Below are 17,615 nucleotides of genomic sequence, written 5' to 3' on the forward strand. Positions count from 1 at the left end.
GCCTGGGCCGTAGTATCGGTCTTATCAGGACCGAGGGAGTCCAGGTGTCCGTAGATGAAGGGCCCACCCTGCGCCGCCGCCGTCTGGGAGCGGAGCTCAAAAGGTGCCGTGAAGCGGCCGGGCTGACGCAAGAGAACGTCTCGAGGCATTTCGAGTGGCATGCCGCGAAAGTCACGCGCATAGAGACGGCGCGTGTGGCGGTGACTCCACGCGACGTGAAAGACCTGCTGACGCTGTACGGCGTGGGTGATCAGGATTATCGCGAGGCGCTGGTCGAACTGGCCCGCCTGTCCCGCGAACGCACCTGGTGGACCGACTATCGGGACATCATGCGCCCCGGCAACTTCGTCGGCCTGGAGGCGGCCGCGGCCTCCATGCGCACCTGGGAGCCGATCATCGTGCCCGGGCTGCTGCAGACCGAGGCCTACATGCGCGCGCTCATCCGCACCGGCCGGTCGAACGAGTCACCACAGCAGACCGACCGCCGCGTCTCGCTGCGCCTCACCCGTCAGGGCCGGCTGCGCGGCGAGCGCCCACTCGAACTCACGGCCATTGTCGACGAATCGGTGGTGCGCCGGGTGGTCGGCGGTGACGAGGTGATGAACGATCAGCTTCGTCATCTTATCGAGGTCGCTCAATTACCGAATGTGATGCTGCAGATTCTGCCGTTCAGCGCCGGTGAACACACGTTCCTCGGCGGGTCAGCGGCCCTTTTGGAGTTCCGCGAGACCACCCATTTGGATGTTGTCTATCTGGAAGGTCTTGCGGGAGACTACTACGAAGAGCAACCGGCCGAGGTCGTCCGATACCGACAAGAGTTCGAACGATTGAGTGCCCGGGCGCTGGACCACCGATTGACCATCAAGATGATCGAGAGCCTGCTCGTCGCGTAGGCCCCCTCGACGAGAGACAACCGCATAACGAAGGGGGGTGCTTGAGTTGCTCACGCACCGGCTTAACGCTGCTGTTCTCACCGACGCGGTCTGGAAGAAGGCCAGCCGCAGCAACGGCAACGGCGGCAACAACTGTGTCGAGGTCGCGTTCCTCGACCAGGGCGTCGCTGTCCGGGACAGCAAGGACCGCTCCGGTCCGGCACTGATGTTCACGACCGCGGAATGGACCGCCTTCGTCGATTCCGCCAAGGACGGCGAATTCGACCTCGGTTCCTGAGGTCCTGCATTAATCGGCACGCACCGATTCCGCGTGCGTACGCAAAGTCAACTTCTCGGGTGCCGCGGCTCATTACGTAGTGTTGCGGCACCCGTACCAAGAATCACCACTCACCCGTTCCGGTGAATCTCCGACCACCATTTCGCGGCCACCAGTTCCGCGATCAGGGTCTCGGTCGTCAGCCGCACCCCGGCATCGTCGTCGTGACGAAACCGAACCGTTTCCGCGGCGCCCGCGACATCGTCGCCCACCGATACATAGGTGGACTTTCGCTCCCGCATCCAGTCGAGCGCCTGCTCGTCGTAACGGGAACCGGGGAAAAGCAGCGCGCGATACCGCAGCGTCTTGGTCAGATAGACGTCCACGTGCGCCCAGTCGCCGGTCTCGCAGCCGTCGGCCGCCTGCCGTGGACCCTCGCGGAACATCAGCGCCGACTGCAGCGCGGACGAGATCCGGTCGACCGGCGCGATCGGCCAGACCCCGTCGCCGTCGGCCAGCACGTCACTGACCCGGGGAAGCCAGGTGTCGCGGCGCTCGAGCAGGTCCTCCGTGGCTGCGGCGGTGCGCTCGATCAGCCGTACGGTGGGAAGCAGATCTTGATCGGAAAGCCGCCGGATCAGCGCGTCGAGCAGCAGTTGAGTGTGCTGAAAGGACCGGCAGGCGACTCCTCCGGACTCGGCGCCGGCGTGCATCTCGACGACGGCCGTGGCGCTCCTGGCGAGCGGGGAGTCCGGGTTGTTGGTGACGGCTACATAGGAGCGGCCGGCCATGGCGTCCAGGGTTTCGACGCTTGTGCCCGAGGCCGAGATCGCCACGAGCAGGCCGTCGACCGGCGGCGGGGCGTCCGAGGCGTATTCGGCCACCGCGTCGATGCCGTGGAAGCGCAGGCGGCGGGCCGCGACCAGGGCGGCGTAGCGGGAGCTGCCCATGCCCACGAAAGTCACACGTCTGGGTGTTCCTGGGTACGCGGCTGTGCCTGGGGACGCTGTGCCTGGGTGCGCGGCTGTGCCGGGGTGCGGGGCTGTGCCTGGGTGCTGCGTGTCTGGGTGCGTTGTGCCTGGGTGTGGAGCTGTGCCTAGGAATGCCCAGGGGTCTTCGTCGGTGAGCCGTGCGGCCAGCGCTCGCAGGGCAGCCGGCTTGGCCTCGAGGTCGGCCAGGAACAGAGCGGGATTCATGCGGATCACCCGTACCAGGAACGCAGGACACCCAGCGGCGCGTATCGCCAGCGGGGGAGGAACCGGGCCGCGTAGACCAGCTCGCGGCACTCCTGCTCGACCTCGAACGGCCGCAGCAGTTCGCGATCGAGCAGGCTGTCGAAACCCTTCGAGGCGAGACCTTTCCCGTACGCGGTGAGCAGCTCATCGGCCGTCCGCCGGCCCCATTCGACCAGCTCAGCGCGGTGCCGGCCGGCGGTGCGCTTGTTGGCGATCTCGGCCACGTGCAGGACGCTCATGCGCAGTTGGGCGACGTCGCGGGCGACCGGCTCGGGTCGCGCGGCGAGTGTCGGATTTCCGTCGAAGTCGATGACCGCGTAGCCGCCCCGCCACCGCAGAATCTGGCCCACGTGCAGGTCACCGTGCAGATGGATGGCTCGGCCGGGCCGCCGACGCGCGGGCGAGTCGAGATCGGCGGCCAGCCGCGCCCGAACCGTCGCCGGCCAGTTTTCGCCTGGAGCCTCGTAGCCGCTGATCGCCAGCCAGTCGCTCCCGTCGAGCTCGCCCCCGCTGGTTGCCGCTGTCGCATTGCCGCTGGTCGGTGCCGTGTTGTCGCTGATTGCCGCGGCTGCGTCGCTGCTGGTTGGCGCTGCCTTGCCGTCGTGGTTTGCTGACATGTTGTTGCTGCTGGTGGCCGGTGCCGGGTTGCTGGTGGCTGGTGTGCCGCCGGCTGCCGGGGCGGGGCTGCTGGTGGCCAGGGCCTCGTCGAGCAGGTCGGACCAGCCGTCGGCGGGTGGGGCGGGCTCGATCGGATGGGGCATCACGTGGGACGGGGTGGCGAGGGCGATGTGCAGCTCGGCGACCAGCGTGCCCAGGTCGGCGCCGAAGTTGGCGGGCGGGCCGCCGTCCAGAGCGGCCAGCAGGTCGTCGACACACCAGTCGTAGCCGTCCTGGCCGTCGGGGAGGAACTCGGTGACCAGGGCGACCAGGTTCGGCCCGTCGAACAGGGCGGCGTGCGGGGTGGGCATCCGGCGGAAACCGTTCGCGGCCAGGTGGGCCAGCAGCGGAGTCGAACGGTCGGGGGCTGGGGTGCGCATCCACTTCACGACCAGGCGCTCGCCGACCACGACAGACCGGTTTGTCTGGTCGACCGTGATCGGGCGCTCGTCCAGGGAGATGTCGTCATTTATCGAGACGAAAAGCTGGAGGCGAGGGTCGCGCGCGATGACCCGGCGGACCAGCTCGGCCGACTCGCCGCTCACGCCGCCTCCCAAAGGGTGGCGTGCGCCGGAGTTGAACGTGGGGTGGTGCGCGCGGGGGTTGAGCGTGGGATACGGCGTGGGGTGGCGTGCGCGGGGGTTGGACGTGGGACGTGGCGTGGGGTGGCGTGCGCGGGGGTTGGACATGGGATGCGGCGTGGGGTGGAGCGCGCCGGGGCTGAACTCGGGACGCGGCGAGGGGTGGCGCTCATGGGGTGAGCTCCAGGGGATTGCCGGTGGCCTGACGGGCGTACGAGAGGATCAGTTCCTCGGCGGTGGCCGCGTCGAGTGTGGGGTGGCGGGCGACGATGCGGTAGCCGTAGGCGTCCTCCAGGGCGACCAAGTTTCGGCCGATCGTCTGTGAGTCGGTGGCCAGCGTGAAGATCTCGCGGGCGGCGCCCAGCTCCAGGATCGTCTGGTACATCGACACCTGGCGGTCGAACAGCGTGGTCAGCAGGGCCGCGTAGACGCGGTTGCGGCCGGCCGAGCCGCCCAGTTCGCACAGCAGGCGTACGTCGGAATCCTCGGCATCCGTGGGCAGGCCGGAGCGGATCGTGACGACAAGTTTTTCCACCGGGTCGGTGAGGCCGGCCAGGCGGCGCATCCGTTCGGCGTAGAAGCGTTCCATGCCGGCCTGGTTCGCCTCGAGCAGCAGGTCGCTCAGGTCGGGATAGTGGTAGAGCACCGCGCCGGAGGTCAGCCCGGCCTCCTCGGCGACCTGGTTGAGCAGCACGCCGCCCGGGCCGTGCTGGATCATCGCGCGGCGGGCCGCCTCGACGAGGTCCGCCCGGCGCTCACTGCGCGTCTTCCGGGTTGCCAACTTGTTTCCGTTTCACTTGATCGTCAACTGGTCCCGACAACCATAGGCTCTGGGTATTGACCTCGCGCAAGACCACTTGTTGAATTGCCGTTCAACAACGAGTCCCGGGAGTGTTCATGCCTCTGACGGTTCTTTTCATGCCCGAGAGCGCGTACGGACCGACCAACAACTGCATCGGCATCGGTGACGTGCTGCGGCGCCGGGGCCACCGCGTGGTCTTCGCGGCCGAGGCGTCGTGGGCGGGCAAGCTGACCGCGCTGGGCTTCGAGGAAGACCTGGTGCACCTGGCGCCCGAGCCGGACACTCCGCAGGACGCCGGTCAGTTCTGGAAGGACTTCATCCGCGACACCGCGCCCGAGTTCCGTAAGCCGACGATCGAGCAGCTCGACACCTGGGTCAAGCCGGTCTGGCAGGAACTGATCGACGGCGCCAAGTTCTGCCAGCCGACGCTGCTCGAGATCATCGAGCGGGTCCGGCCGGATGTGATCGTCGAGGACAACGTGGTCGCGTTCCCGGCGCTCAACACGGCCGGCGTCCCGTTCGTCCGCATCGTGTCGTGCAACCCGCTCGAGGTGAAGGGGCCGGACATCGCGCCGGTGTTCTCGGGATATGCGGCCGACGACCGTACGGGATGGGAAGAATTTCGTTCCGAGTACGACCGTACGCATCGCCCGATGTGGGAGGCGTTCAACGCGTGGGTCGTCGAGCAGGGGGCGCCCGCGTTGCCCGAGCTCGAGTTCATCCACGACGGCGAGCTCAACCTGTACGTGTACCCCTCGGCGCTCGACTACACCGACGCGCGTCCGCTCGACTCGTCGTGGCAGCGCCTCGAATCGTCCGTACGGGAAACGGATTCTTCTTATGAACTGCCGGCCGGGTTCGCGGCTGATGGTCAGAAGATCATCTACTTCAGTCTGGGGTCGCTGGGGTCGGCCGATGTGGAGCTGATGCGGCGGGTGATCGCGGCGCTGGCCGGCACGCCGCACCGCTACATCGTGTCGAAGGGGCCGCTGCACGACGAGTTCGAGCTGGCCGACAACATGATCGGCGCCGAGTTCCTGCCCCAGACGTCGATCCTGCCGCTGGTCGACCTGGTGATCACGCACGGCGGCAACAACACGACGACCGAGGCCATGCACTTCGGGAAGCCGATGATCGTGCTGCCGCTGTTCTGGGACCAGTACGACAACGCGCAGCGGGTGGATGAGACCGGTTTCGGCGTACGCCTCGACCCGTACCGATTCACGCCGGAGGAGATGCACGCGGCGATCGACCGCCTGCTCACCGATGCTGCGCTCGCCACCCGGTTGGAGTCGGTCAGCTCGGCGATCCGGGCCTCGGACGGGCTGCGGCTGGCGGCCGACGCGATCGAGAAGATCGGATCGGCACGCTCATGACATCGCTGATCAACCCGGCTACCGGGGCGCCTCTGGCCGACATTCCGGACAGTGACGTGTCGGACGTCGGCCGGGCCGTCGCGCGGGCTCGGGGCGCCTTTGAGGAGTGGCGTTCGGCGACCCCGGCCGATCGGGCGCGGGTGCTGCTGCGGGTGGCCGACCTGGTGGAACGGGACGCCGACGCGCTCACCAGGCTCGAGGTGGAGGAGACGGGCAAGCCGCTCCCCGTCATGCGCGACGGCGAGCTGCCGTTCGGCGTCGACAATCTGCGGTTCTTCGCGGGGGCGGCGCGCTCGCTGGACGGCACCGGCGCGGGCACGCTGTCCGCCGGCTACACGTCGATGCTGATCCGCCGGCCGATCGGTGTGGTCGGCAGCATCGCGCCGTGGAACTTCCCGCTGATCATGGCGATCTGGAAGATCGGGCCGGCCGTGGCCGCGGGCAACGCGGTGGTGATCAAGCCGGCCCCGCAGACGCCGCGGAGCACGCTGGCCCTGGTCCGGCTGTTCGAGGAGGCGGGGGCGCCGGCCGGGCTCGTGCAGGCGGTGACCGGTGGTGCCGAGATCGGGTCGGCGCTGGTGGCCGACCCGGGCGTGGACATGGTCAGCGTGACCGGCTCGACCCGGACCGGGCAGGCGGTGATGCGTGGGGCTGTGGACGGGCTGAAACGCGTACACCTGGAACTTGGTGGTAAGGCCCCCGCGGTCGTCTTCGCCGACGCTGATCTGTCGGAGATGGCGGCCGGGGTGACCATGGGTGCGACCTACAACACCGGGCAGGACTGCACGGCCGCTACTCGGGTGTACGTGGACGCTGCGGTCTATGACGAGGCAGTGTCGGCGCTGGAGGCCGCGTTGTCGCGGGTGCGCGCGGGCGACCCGTGGGACGCGGGCACCGATATCGGGCCGCTGATCTCCGGCGGGCACCGCGACCGGGTTGCCGGATTCATCGACCGGGCCGTCGCCGGTGGGGCGCGGGTGGCGGTGGGCGGCAAGGCGCCGGCCGGTCCGGGCTTCTACTTCCCGCCGACGCTGGTGCTCGACGCCGACCAGAGCAGCGAGATCGTCCAGGACGAGATCTTCGGCCCGGTGATCGTGGTGGTGCCGTTCCGGTCGCAGGACGAGGACGACGCGGTAAGGCTGGCCAACGATGTGCGCTACGGGCTGGCGTCGTCGATCTGGACGCGCGACGTGGGCCGGGCGCTGCGCGTGGCGAACCGCCTCGACGTGGGCGTGACCTGGATAAACGACCACCTGCCGATCGCTTCCGAGGCGCCGCACGGCGGAGTGAAGGGCTCGGGCTTCGGCAAGGACATGAGCCAGGAGGCGGTCGGCGAGTACTCGGTGACCCGCCACCTGATGATCAAGCACGCGGCCCCGGCCGCCCGGGACTCGTTCCGGCCGGCCTGAGTCCGTCTACAAAGCGTGCTCGGCGGTGATGAAGGCGGCGGCCTGTTCGCCGACGAGCACGCTCGGGGCCATCGTGCCGGCGACCGGTGCCCGGGGCAGCACCGAGGCGTCGGCGACGCGCAGGCCCTCGCATCCGAGGACGCGCAGGCGGGAGTCGACGACGGCCGAGTTGTCGAGGCCCATCCGCGCGGTGCCGCACGGATGCCAGAACGTCCCGACCGTGTCGCGCACGTCGTGCTGCTCGGTCTCGGCAGCGGTCACGTACGGGCGCAGAGCCCGGCCCTGACCGATCGCGCGCGCCGTGTCGAGCGCCCGGAACGCGCTGTCCAGGTCGGCCGGGTTCGTGAGGAAGCCGGTCTCGATCAGCGGGTGTGCCTCGGGGTCGGCCGACGCGAGCCGGATCCGGCCGGTGTCGCGCATCCGCATGCCGATGTGGAAGGTGCCGCCGCGGACCTCCATGAACGTGGGCGGCTCGTCCGAGGACAGGTTCCAGAAGCAGCCGGCCCGGGTGTCGCCGAGTACCCGCAACCCGGGCAGCGGGAAGCGGGCGTGGTCGTCGAGATTGCGGCCGACGCCGGGCAGGTGGCGCCGCACCTCGATGGAGCAGGCGGCCAGCTCGGCGGCGTCGCCCACCCCGGAGAGCATCAGGATCTTCGGCGTCTGGACCGCCCCCAGCGAGAGCACGACCTCGGTGGACGCGTAGATCTGCCGTAGCCGGCCGTGGTGGCGGACCCGTACGCCGATGGCCCGGTTCCGCGGCCCGATCGTCTCGAACAGCACCCCGAGCACCAGCGCGCCGGACAGCACGGTCAGGTTGGCGTGGGGGCGCGGGCCGACGTAGGCCCGGTAGGGCGAGAGTCGCCGCCCGTCGTGAATGATCTCCTGCCGTGGTGCGGCACCCCGCTCGGACTCCATGAGCCGGCCGTTGGGGTGGAAGTAGCGCGGCAGACCGACCTGATCGGCGGCGGCGAGGACGGCCTCGGTGACCGGGTGGGCCTTGGACGCCGTCGTGATCCGCAGCGGGCCCTTCTCGATCCGGTCGAAAATCTCGAGGGCGGACTTGTGGCTCCACGCGGGGTCGCCGGTCTCGCGGGCGTAGAAATCCCAGTCGTCCCGGTGGCCGCGCACCCAGGTCGAGCCGTTGACACTGCCTCCGCCGCCCAGCACCCGGCCCATCGGGTAGAAGAGCCGGCGGTCGTGCACGGCGGGGGAGGGCTCGGTGCTGAAGTCCCAGACCGCCGGGCCGCCCAGGTTCTCCACCCACCGCGAGGGGTCGTCGACGGTCGGGCGCTCGTCCGTGTGGCCCGCCTCGAGCAGCAGCACCGAGACGCCGGGCCGCTCGGCCAGGCGGCCGGCCAGCGCCGATCCGGCCGGTCCGGAGCCGCACACGATGAAGTCGTAGTTCACCGGGCGACCCTGACGCGCGGGGCGCCGGAGAGACCACCTCGCGTCCGCTCAGCGGACGAGCTGCCCGGCCAAGGCCGCTCAGCGGACGAGCTGCCTGGCCAGCGCGTGGGCGGCCCGGCCCATCGGGACCGCGAACCGGCTGGCCGGCTCCGGACCGGCGAACGCGACCTGCAGCGCCGCGCTCCCGCCGCCGGGCAGCGCGACCGGGACCGCGTAACAGCTGAAACCCTTGTGCGGGTGGTCGGTGGCGATGCCCCCGCCGGCTCCCCGCGGCGCGGTTGTCGTCCCGGGCGTGAGCAGCCGGCCGGCCGCGGTGAAGCCGGGCAGGGAGGTGCCGGCCCGCATGTCGACCGGTATCGACAGCTGGCCCGGAACCGATTCGAGCAGGACGAACGACTCGCTCTGCGGCACGATCAGCGACACCGTGGCGCCGGTCTGCGCGCGCAGCACCCGCAGGACGCCGGTCGCCGCGTCGCGCAGCCCGGCGTACGGTTCCACGCGCCGGGCCAGCATCATCAGGTCGGACGACAGCACCCAGTAGTCGCCGACGTGCCGGACCGCGCCCACCTCGGCGAGCTGGCCGAGCAGCCGGTGCACGGTCGGCCGAGGCAACCCGGTCAGCCGCACGAGCCGGCCCACCTGGCCCTCCAGCCCGGCCTCGGGCAGGGCCTGGAGCAGCCGGAACGCCCCGTCGAGCACGCTCCGGCCGGGCGGCGTCTCTTTGCCGGTCATCCGGCCACGATAGCCACGGATCCCGGGGTCCACCCATGGCCGAAAGGTTGAAAGCACAATGACCGCGACCCGCGTTTCAGCAGGTCACGGTCATTGTTAGTCGAGAAACGGTCAGATACGGCCGAAGTCCTGGGTCCAGTACGGGGCACCGTCGGCGGTGTAGGCGACGCCCACGCCGACCGCGATGCTCGCGCAGTTCAGGATGTTCTTGCGGTGGCCCGGGCTGTTCATCCAGCCGGTGACGACCTGCTTGGGCGTGCGGTAGCCCCACGCGATGTTCTCGGCCGAGGCACCGTTGCGCGGGTAGCCGGCGCGGACCTCGCGGGTGACGAAGTTGCTGCCGTCCGAGCCGGTGTGCTCGAAGAAGTTGTTGGCGACCATGTCCTTGCTGTGGGCGCGGGCGGCGGCAACCAGGCGGTCATCGATGCGCAGGGCCTTGCAGCCGCGGGCGGTGCGCTCGGCGTTGGTCAGCTTGACGATCTCGGTCTCGTACGCGGCCTGGTCGACGACGGCAACCTTCTTCGGCGTCTCGGCCGTGGCGGCCGCGAAAGCGGGGGCGCCGAAGAGGGTCGGGATGGCGATGATGGCGGCGGCGGCGACGGCGTTGCGGACGAAACGCTTCAAGTTCGGGCTCCTTCATGTTCGGCTGCTGTCAGCAATACCGATCGGGGAGCGCCGCGCCGGATGAAGAAGCGGACCCGGAAGGCAACGTGGGGCAACGAGCCTGCTACCCCCGTACGGGGAAATGTCTGTTTCATGCATGAAAAGTGGGGCCGGCTCGCGTCAAGCCGGCCCCACTTCTGGGAGAGGAAAGCTCTTAGACGGTCAGCGTCCAGGAGTTGATGTAGCCGGTGTCGGCCCGGTAGATGTCCTGCACCCGCAGCTGCCAGGTGCCGTTCGCCGCCTCGCTCGACAGGTTCTTCGTGTACGTGGTGTTGACGTTGTCGGCGCTGTCGGTGCTCGACGTGGCCTTCAGGTTGTAGACCGTGCCGTCCGGAGCCACCAGGTCGACCCGCAGGTCACCCCGGTAGGTGTGGACGATGTTGACCGCGATCGTCGAGGTCGCCGAGGCGGCCCGGGCGCAGTTGCTGATCGCGATGCTGCTGCTCACCGCGGAGCCGGCGTCGGGAATGGTGACGTCGGTGCCGTTGGTGCCGGTGCACGTTCCCGTGGGCGGCGTGGTCGGCGGGGTGGTGGTGGGCGGCGGGGTGGTGCCACCGCCGGTGCAGGTCGGGTCGGCCGTCTGAGCCGGCACGCTGACCGCGTCCCAGGCCGCCTTGACCGTGTTGAACTCGGTGCAGCTGTTCGGGAAGAGGTTCTTCGCCGCGGTCAGCGTCCAGGTGCGGTACTTCAGGTACGACGAGGTCGACGTCTTCATCAGCATCGCGTTGTACATGATCTTGATCGCGTTCTGGATGCCGAGACCGGTGATCGCGCCCGAGCCGGAGCAGCGGGTGCTGGTCGGCTGCCCGTTGGTCGGGTTGGTGCCCTCGGCCATCAGGTAGAACCAGTGGTTGCCGGGGCCGGCCGCCGCGTGCACCTCGGAGCCGGGGGTGCTGCTCGAGTAGCAGTTGCTGTCACCGGCGAGCGACGGGTTGTACATGTACCGGATCGGGCCGCTGCCGACCAGGTTGACTTCCTCGCCGACCTGGTAGTCGGGTGCGTCGTTGGGGTTGTTGATGTACCACTCGGTCGCCGCGCCGATGGTGTCGGCGACGAACTCCTGGGTGCCCGAGCGCGAGATGCCACCGGGGGTGGTGTCGTCGATGCCGTGGCCGAGCTCGTGGCCGACCACGTCCGCCGACGCGATCCACTGACCGGCGGTGTTCTTGCCGATCTGCACCTGGGTGCCGTCGTAGTACGCGTTCTGGTCGTTCAGACCGACCCGGATCGGCCACGCGCCGCCGCTGCCGTTCTGGCCGTTGCGGCCGAGCCACGACGAGAGCATCGCGTACTGCTTCTGCGCCACGTAGAACGCGTCGACACAGCCGGTCTCGCGGTCGGTGCCGGAGCCGTTGCCCCACACGTTGTCCGAGCCGGTGAACGTCGCGTTGCCGGTCGCGTTCTGGCAGCGGATCGTGGTGTGGCTCGGGTCCTGCATCGAATAGGTCGAACCCGACAGGGTGGTGTCGATCGAGACCGAGCCGTTGATCCAGCCGGTTCCGGTGCCGGTGACGTCGGTGACCCGCTCGGTGGTGCGCAGCACCTTGCCGGTGGCGGCGTCGACGTCGACGGTCAGGCGGCTCGGGCCCTCGGCGCTGGTGCCGGCGACCGTGGTCGACCAGGCCAGCTTGGCCGCCGTGCCCTCTTCGGCGAGGATGACGAGCTTCGTGCCCTCGACGTTGCTGACCGTCTTGAGCTGGGCCTTCGCCGTCGCGGCGGCCGCGGTGTCGGAGATCTTGGCGACCGTCGACAGCTCGCCGATGGGCGCGCCCTGGGCGACCGACGTGTATTTGGTCGCCCCGGTCGAGTCGCTGACCACGACGAAGTCGCCGCCCTCGACCGGGAAGCCCTTGTACGTGCGCTTGTAGGGCACGTAGTTCATGCCGAACGACTGGATGGTCTTCTGCTGCTGGAAGGATTCGTTCGTGCCGGCGTGCAGGATCGCCGGGCGGCTCGCGACGAGGGCGTCCGCCTTGTCGGCGGCCAGCTTGGCGGAGGCCGAGGGGTCCACCGGCGCGGCCGTGGCCGGCCCGGTCACCGCGACCATGGCGGAGGCGGCCGCGGTTCCGGCCGCCAGCGCGATGATCAGAGGGGTTCGACGTTTCACGCGGGTACTCCTTTCCCGCCCGGGGGTTTGGGCGGGCTCAAGTCCGATGCTCAGAAACCTAGGCATCGACGCTCATCAGCGAATCAGGGAAAACCCTTGCGCGTACGCTCCACGACGTACGCGGGGTCTCTCCGGGCGCGCGACGATGGCGGTATGACTGAGCGAGAGTTCCGATTCGGGGTCGTCGCCGGGCGCGCGGCCAGTGGTGACGAGTGGGCCGCGACCGCGCGCCGAGCCGAGGAGCTGGGCTACGACACGCTGCTCATACCGGACACGCTGAACACGATGGCGCCGTTCCCGGCTCTGGCCGCGGCCGCCGCCGTCACGACCCGGCTGCACGTCGGCACCTATGTGCTGAGTGCGCCCAATCGCGCGCCCGGGCTGGTCGCCTGGGAGGCCTCGACCCTCCAGTTGATCAGTGGCGGGCGCTTCGAGCTGGGGATCGGCGGCGGGCGCCCGGGGGCCGAGAGTGACGCGGCCGCTCTGGGCCGAGATTTCGGTACGCCGGCCGAACGGCTCGCCCGTGTCGCGGAGACGATCGACGCGGTTCGCGAGCTCGAGAAACCGCCGTCGGTGCTGGTCGCGGCCAGTCGCCCGCGCATGCTCGGGCTGGCCGCCGAGCGGGCCGACACGGTCGCGCTAGGGCTGGCGCCGCGGTCCACCGAGACGGACCTCGCCCGTACGGTGGAAACTCTCCGCTCGGCCGCCGGTGACCGCTTCGCCCACCTCGAGCTTCATCTCAACGTCGCGGCGGTGGCCCCGACTCTGGCCGACGTGCCGCCGTGGGTGAGCCGGATGATCGGCAGCGCCCCGGTCGAGGGTGGGATCGCCTTCCTGACCGGCTCGGCCGAGCGGATCGCCGACGTGCTGGCCCGCCGGCGTGACGAGTTCGACATCTCGTACGTGGGGGTCAGCGGCTTCTTCATGGAGCAGTTCGCACCCGTGATGGAGTTGCTCCGCCGGTGATTGTTTGCAGTGCGTAATCTTCTGAGTTCGCAAAGTGACGGGCGCGACTCTGGCCGGGACGTTTCCGGTGGGGCATCATGACCGGACAGCGTCCCTTCAGGAGTGTGTGATGACCTCACAACTCGAGCTCGCGGCCCGCACCGCGTTCGCCCAGGTGCTCAACACCTGGCGCACCCGGCGTGGCCTCTCCAAGAAGCAGCTCGCCGCGTCGATGGGCTACCACCCGTCCTACATCAGCCACGTGGAGAGCCTGCGTCACCACCCGACCTTCGAGTTCGCCGGCCGCGCCGAGGCGGTCCTGGCGAGCGGTGGTGAGATCATTTCCCGGTACGAGCAGTGTCGCCAGGCGGCCGGCGAACCGGCACCCGCCCCGATCGTGCGCAACGACTACGAGCCCAGCCCGATGCTGCCGGCCACGCTCGTGATCGAAGAGGAGAACGCGACCCTCACCTACGCCGACGGCTGGTACTCGTGCCGTGTCGAGCGCGTCGTCCGCAACGTCGGGGACCGGCCCGTGACCTGCTTTCCCGTACGCGTCGACGTGGACCGCTACCCCGACGAGCCCGGGGTGTCACGCCGCCTCTACGCGGAGAGCCCGCTGCAGCTGTCCGACCTCGACTTCGCGGCCCTGGCCGGCGACGAACGACCCGAGCCGATGGACGTCCGGGTCACGCGATCGTCCGACGCGTACGTGAAAATGGTCCTGGTCTTTGGCAATGCGCGGGCGCGGTTCCCGCTCTACCCGGGCGAGCGCACCCGGGTCACCTACTCCTATCGGGTGCCCGCCAGCCTGTGGGGCCAGTGGTTCCAGCGCGACATCCGTTTCCCGACCCGGGCGCTGACGATGTCGCTGCGACTGCCGGCCTCGGTCGCGGCCGAGGTGAGTGCCGAGATCCTTTCGTACGCGGGCATCAAGGGCTTCTCACCCACCGAGTCGCCCGGCGAGGGCGGCACGGTCGTCTACACGCTGCGGTTGCGCGAGTTGCTGCTGACCAGCCAGATCCGGTTGCGGTGGCGCTTCGCCGAGCGCGCTTCCACGGGGTGGGCCGGCCGCGCCGCCTGACCCGGTTTTGTACCGCGCGCGGCCGGGCTTTTGTTTGGCCCTCCCGTGCGCGGCCGGGCCTTTGTCTGGCCCGCCCGTGCGCGGCCGGGCTTTTGTCTGGCCCGCGCGGGACGGGTCTCAGGCTGCGCCGACCGCTGGGCGTCGGGTGCGTGCCGCCTCCGCGCTGTCCTCGTCGTCCGCGCCCGGGTCGGTGATGGCCTCGCTCATGGTCGGGCGCCGTCGCCGCACCAGGGTGGCCGGGTCGTCGTCGGCCGGTCGCACGTCGCTCAACGTCAGACCCGCCTCGTCGGCCGTCGGGCGCCGCCCGCGCACCGCCCAGGCCGACGCGGTGAGTGCGATCTCGCCGTCACCCAGGCGTGCGTGCAGCCGCTCGCGAATGGCCGCCCGCTCGTCCTCGCCGAGTGTGGCCAGATAGGCCGGCGCCGCCCCCTGCCCACCCAGGAACGGCAGCCAGAAGTCATCGAACCCGCGGAACACCGTCGGCACCTCGATCGCCCGCGTGCTGACCTCGGCCAGCCCGGCCGCGGCCCAGGCGGCGCGCAGAGCCGGCTCATGGCAGATCGGAAAGCGCGGCCCTTCGTCATGCTCAGCCGCGGCCGGCACCACCTCGGCGGCGACGTCCCAGAAATGACGCATCATCCGCATGCCTTCGGCGTAGTCCCAGACATAGGACGCCACGACCGCCCCCGGAGCCGCCACCCGCGCGAACTCGGCCACCGCCGCCTCGGGCCGCGGCACGAAGTTGAGCGCAAGCCCGCTGACCACCACGTCAAAGCTCTCGTCGCGCAGCGGAAGGGCCGCCGCATCACCCGCGACCCGTCCCGCCGGCGCCGGCACCGACCGCAGAAACCCGAGCGACGGGTCGACCCCGACGACATGCGCGCTGTCCGTCGGACTCGTTGGCGCGGCCGACTCACTCGCCAGAACCGCGGACGTTAGGGCTCCGGTGCCACAACCGGCGTCGAGCCACCGCAGCCCGGACGGCAACCCCAGCCACCGAACGAACTCGACGGCGATCTTCCGGCTCCACCGCCCGACGTACGCCTCGTAGGCGTCGCCGACCTCCCACACGTCTCCGCTCACGGCCTTACTGTGCCGCAAACTCCTGTTGATCGGCGTCGCCGGTTCCCCAGCGTCTCGTCAGCACGGGGAATTTGATGGTCCGCAGAGGTGCAGCCGCCCGGTTGGTTCATTGTGGGGCGCGACCGTGAGAACTCGACGGCCCGGCGATCGCGCCCTGGATTCGCAGCTCAGGAACGCAGTTCCGCCAGAGTCGTGCCGGCGACGATGCGGGCGAAGTTCCCGGCGAAGTTGCTGTCGGTCAGTCGCTGAGCGAGTTCGTCCAGGTCGGCGAGCTCGCCATACGTCGCCCGAAGGAGTGTCCGCATCCCCTCGACGAGCCCTTGCTCGCGGCCCTGGTCGCGGTTTCGGCGAGCGATCTCGCGGCCTGTCTCCGTCTTCTCGAGTACGTTGCTCATGCCTCTCCTCCGCAGTTCGTCGATCACCTGGGTCGCCAGCGGCTCTTCCGCGAGCATACACAGCTCGATCTGGACCAGTTTTTCCTTGTTTACGCTGGTGGCGGCGATGCGATCGACCACCCTTTCGACGAGATCGGGTGGTGGTTTCTGCGACCACAGCGCCAAGGGCGCCAGTTGGCTGGCCAACAGTCGGCCGGGTTCCAGATCGTCGGGAACGTTGACCGACCGGTAGTCGAGCTCGGCCCGGTCACGGCGGAAGCGGCCCGAATATCCCCCACCCAGCGGCCAGATCGCGATCTGGTGGATTCGGTGATCCGGCTGGCGGAATCTGAGCGCCATGGACGCCCAGTAGTACATCATCCGTTCCTGGAAATCCTCGGTGCGCTTGACCTGGATCTCGATGTGGTAGACGTCGGTGGGCATCCCGTCGGTGCGCGGGACCACGAACACCTTGTCGCACAGGCGGCTGCGTTGCCGCGGTAGCTCGGTCGGCCCGTCGAGTATCTCTGTCCGGCTGTCTACTCTCGCGCCGCACAACACCTGCAGCGCCTCGTGTCGGTTCGTCTCCAGGAGTGCTTTGTAGAGGCCGTCGAAGTCACGGGCCGGCTTCGACGGCGGCCGATCTACATCGGACGTCACGCTTTCGGTCATGGCTCCCCTTCTGTCCCATGTCGGCATTGACGAGAGACAGCATGGCGCGCGCGCGACAACTAGTCAAGAGACGGGTTGACGTAAGCAAAGAATAGGCACGGGGCAATAGGTGTCGATCAGCGCGCCTCGAGCCGCAGCGGTCAGACCTGGCGGTCTCGGCCTGCGAACCAGCCGGCGATGATCTGCGGCACGATCAGGCACAGCACCAGCGTCAGCGGGGCCCGCCAACCGTCGGTGGCGTCGTGCAGGGCTCCGACCAGGAACGGGCCGGGGATGGCCATGATGTAGCCGACGCTCTGGGCGAAGGCGGACAACCGCACGACCGTGCCGGGGGTGCGGCCGCGCAGCGCGATCAAGGTCAGCACCAGCGGGAACGCGGTGTTCACGATGCCCAGGAAGATCGCCCACAGCCAGGGGGCCGCGGCCGGGTCCCACCACAGGCCGCCGTAGCCGGCCAGGCCGAAGACGCCCAGGCCGACCGCTATCCAGCTCTGGCTGCGCATCCGGCCGGCCAGCGCGGACAGGCCGAAGCCGAGCGGCACGCCCAGGAACGAGGTGACCGCGAACAGGATGCCGGCCTCCTCGGCCGAGACGCCGGCGTCGCGGTAGATCTGCGGGAGCCAACCGATGATGACGTACGCCGATGTCGACTGCATGCCGAAATAGACCGCTAGCGCCCAGGCGGTCGGGTTCCGGCCGACGCGTACGCGGGAATCGGTCTTGATCTCTTCCGAGGTGGCCGGTGTGAACGGCTCGCGGGCCAGCGGCAGCCACGACGGCAGGGCCAGCACCGCGACCGCCGCCCAGATGGCCAGGCCGAACCGCCAGTCGCCGGCCAGCGAGGTGATCGGAACCGTGGCCGCGGCCGCCGTCGTGGCGCCGACGTTGAGCGCGACCGTGTAGAGGCCGGTGGTGGCGCCGACCCGGTCCGGGAAGCGATCTTTGACCACCGACGGCAGCAGCACGTTGACCACCGCGATGCCGGCCAGCGCGACCAGGCTGAGCAGCAGGAACAGGGCGGTGCCGGGGGCGAACGGGCGCACCGCCAGGCCGGCGGCGAGCACCAGCAGGCCGACGATGATCACCCGGGACGCGCCGAAGCGGCGGGCCAGGCGGGGCGCCGTGAAGCCGACCGCGGCGAAGCAGACCACCGGTACGGAGGTCAGCAGGCCCGCCGTGGTCGAGCTCATGCCGAGCCCGCCGCGGATCTCGTCCAGCACCGGGCCGACGCTGGTCACCGCCAGCCGCAGGTTCACGGCGGCCAGCAGCAGCGCTACCAGCACCATCGCGCGCCCGCGACGCTTGTCGGTCAGGTCCTCTTCGGCAGCCACCACTTACA

Annotated in this window: 16 protein-coding genes; 6 read left to right on the forward strand and 10 right to left on the reverse strand. The window is 69.7% G+C overall.

All coding sequences use genetic code 11. The features are described from left to right. The first annotated feature begins 44 nt into the window (after positions 1-44). Together KOI35_RS03505 and KOI35_RS03510 are read left to right on the forward strand one after the other, a co-directional pair. Positions 45-893, forward strand: a complete 849-nt coding sequence (locus KOI35_RS03505) for a helix-turn-helix domain-containing protein (RefSeq protein WP_215784499.1) — start codon at positions 45-47, stop codon at positions 891-893. A gap of 46 nt (positions 894-939) precedes the next feature. Continuing rightward, positions 940-1,170, forward strand: coding sequence for a DUF397 domain-containing protein (locus KOI35_RS03510; protein WP_215784782.1), 231 nt, complete (start codon positions 940-942; stop codon positions 1,168-1,170). A gap of 110 nt (positions 1,171-1,280) precedes the next feature. On the opposite strand, the gene KOI35_RS03515 is transcribed toward KOI35_RS03510, so the two are convergent. The 3 genes from KOI35_RS03515 to KOI35_RS03525 form a co-directional block, all read right to left on the reverse strand. Continuing rightward, a complete protein-coding gene (locus KOI35_RS03515) occupies positions 1,281-2,345 on the reverse strand; it encodes an SIS domain-containing protein (RefSeq protein WP_215784500.1) in 1,065 nt (354 codons plus the stop codon). A 5-nt stretch (positions 2,346-2,350) separates the two neighbouring features. Further along, positions 2,351-3,586 carry a hypothetical protein gene (locus tag KOI35_RS03520; RefSeq protein WP_215784501.1) on the reverse strand — a complete coding sequence of 412 codons (1,236 nt, stop codon included), beginning with the start codon at positions 3,584-3,586 and terminating at the stop codon, positions 2,351-2,353. Between the two features lie 205 nt (positions 3,587-3,791). After that, positions 3,792-4,403, reverse strand: a complete 612-nt coding sequence (locus tag KOI35_RS03525; RefSeq protein WP_215784502.1) for a TetR/AcrR family transcriptional regulator — start codon at positions 4,401-4,403, stop codon at positions 3,792-3,794. A gap of 116 nt (positions 4,404-4,519) precedes the next feature. Here KOI35_RS03525 and KOI35_RS03530 point away from each other — a divergent pair, with 116 nt between their 5' ends. Together KOI35_RS03530 and KOI35_RS03535 are read left to right on the forward strand one after the other, a co-directional pair. Beyond that, the gene (locus KOI35_RS03530) at positions 4,520-5,800 is read left to right on the forward strand and encodes a glycosyltransferase (RefSeq protein WP_215784503.1); all 1,281 of its coding nucleotides are present in this window, start codon (positions 4,520-4,522) and stop codon (positions 5,798-5,800) included. After that, on the forward strand, positions 5,797-7,209 hold the full coding sequence (locus KOI35_RS03535; protein WP_215784504.1) for an aminobutyraldehyde dehydrogenase: 1,413 nt from the start codon (positions 5,797-5,799) through the stop codon (positions 7,207-7,209). The genes KOI35_RS03530 and KOI35_RS03535 overlap by 4 nt, the downstream gene beginning before the upstream one ends. Before the next feature lie 6 nt (positions 7,210-7,215). On the opposite strand, the gene KOI35_RS48740 is transcribed toward KOI35_RS03535, so the two are convergent. The 4 genes from KOI35_RS48740 to KOI35_RS03555 all read right to left on the reverse strand — a co-directional run bounded on the left by KOI35_RS48740 (position 7,216) and on the right by KOI35_RS03555 (position 12,118). Continuing rightward, positions 7,216-8,616, reverse strand: coding sequence for a GMC family oxidoreductase (locus KOI35_RS48740; protein ID WP_215784505.1), 1,401 nt, complete (start codon positions 8,614-8,616; stop codon positions 7,216-7,218). A 78-nt stretch (positions 8,617-8,694) separates the two neighbouring features. Then, positions 8,695-9,348 carry a helix-turn-helix domain-containing protein gene (locus KOI35_RS03545; RefSeq protein ID WP_215784506.1) on the reverse strand — a complete coding sequence of 218 codons (654 nt, stop codon included), beginning with the start codon at positions 9,346-9,348 and terminating at the stop codon, positions 8,695-8,697. A 111-nt stretch (positions 9,349-9,459) separates the two neighbouring features. Next, a complete protein-coding gene (locus KOI35_RS03550) occupies positions 9,460-9,972 on the reverse strand; it encodes a CAP domain-containing protein (protein ID WP_215784507.1) in 513 nt (170 codons plus the stop codon). A 193-nt stretch (positions 9,973-10,165) separates the two neighbouring features. Further along, positions 10,166-12,118: a M4 family metallopeptidase gene (locus tag KOI35_RS03555; RefSeq protein WP_308120764.1), complete on the reverse strand. Its 1,953-nt coding sequence runs from the start codon at positions 12,116-12,118 to the stop codon at positions 10,166-10,168. 153 nt (positions 12,119-12,271) lie between these two features. On the opposite strand from KOI35_RS03555, the gene KOI35_RS03560 reads away from it, so the two are divergent. After that, a complete protein-coding gene (locus KOI35_RS03560) occupies positions 12,272-13,084 on the forward strand; it encodes an LLM class flavin-dependent oxidoreductase (RefSeq protein WP_215784508.1) in 813 nt (270 codons plus the stop codon). Positions 13,085-13,193: 109 nt separating this feature from the next. Next, positions 13,194-14,147 carry a helix-turn-helix domain-containing protein gene (locus tag KOI35_RS03565; RefSeq protein ID WP_215784509.1) on the forward strand — a complete coding sequence of 318 codons (954 nt, stop codon included), beginning with the start codon at positions 13,194-13,196 and terminating at the stop codon, positions 14,145-14,147. A 117-nt stretch (positions 14,148-14,264) separates the two neighbouring features. Here the strand turns inward: KOI35_RS03565 and KOI35_RS03570 are convergent, their stop codons facing one another. The 3 genes from KOI35_RS03570 to KOI35_RS03580 form a co-directional block, all read right to left on the reverse strand. Next, positions 14,265-15,230, reverse strand: coding sequence for a class I SAM-dependent methyltransferase (locus KOI35_RS03570; protein ID WP_215784510.1), 966 nt, complete (start codon positions 15,228-15,230; stop codon positions 14,265-14,267). Positions 15,231-15,397: 167 nt separating this feature from the next. Continuing rightward, positions 15,398-16,276 (reverse strand): hypothetical protein, encoded by an 879-nt coding sequence (locus KOI35_RS03575; RefSeq protein ID WP_215784511.1) that lies wholly within the window; start codon positions 16,274-16,276, stop codon positions 15,398-15,400. A gap of 140 nt (positions 16,277-16,416) precedes the next feature. Continuing rightward, complete coding sequence (locus KOI35_RS03580) at positions 16,417-17,610, reverse strand: CynX/NimT family MFS transporter (protein ID WP_308120765.1); 1,194 nt, start codon at positions 17,608-17,610, stop codon at positions 16,417-16,419. Positions 17,611-17,615: the final 5 nt, after the last annotated feature.

The sequence above is a fragment of the Paractinoplanes bogorensis genome (assembly GCF_018829635.1).
GTDB classification, from domain to species: Bacteria; Actinomycetota; Actinomycetes; order Mycobacteriales; family Micromonosporaceae; genus Actinoplanes; species Actinoplanes bogorensis.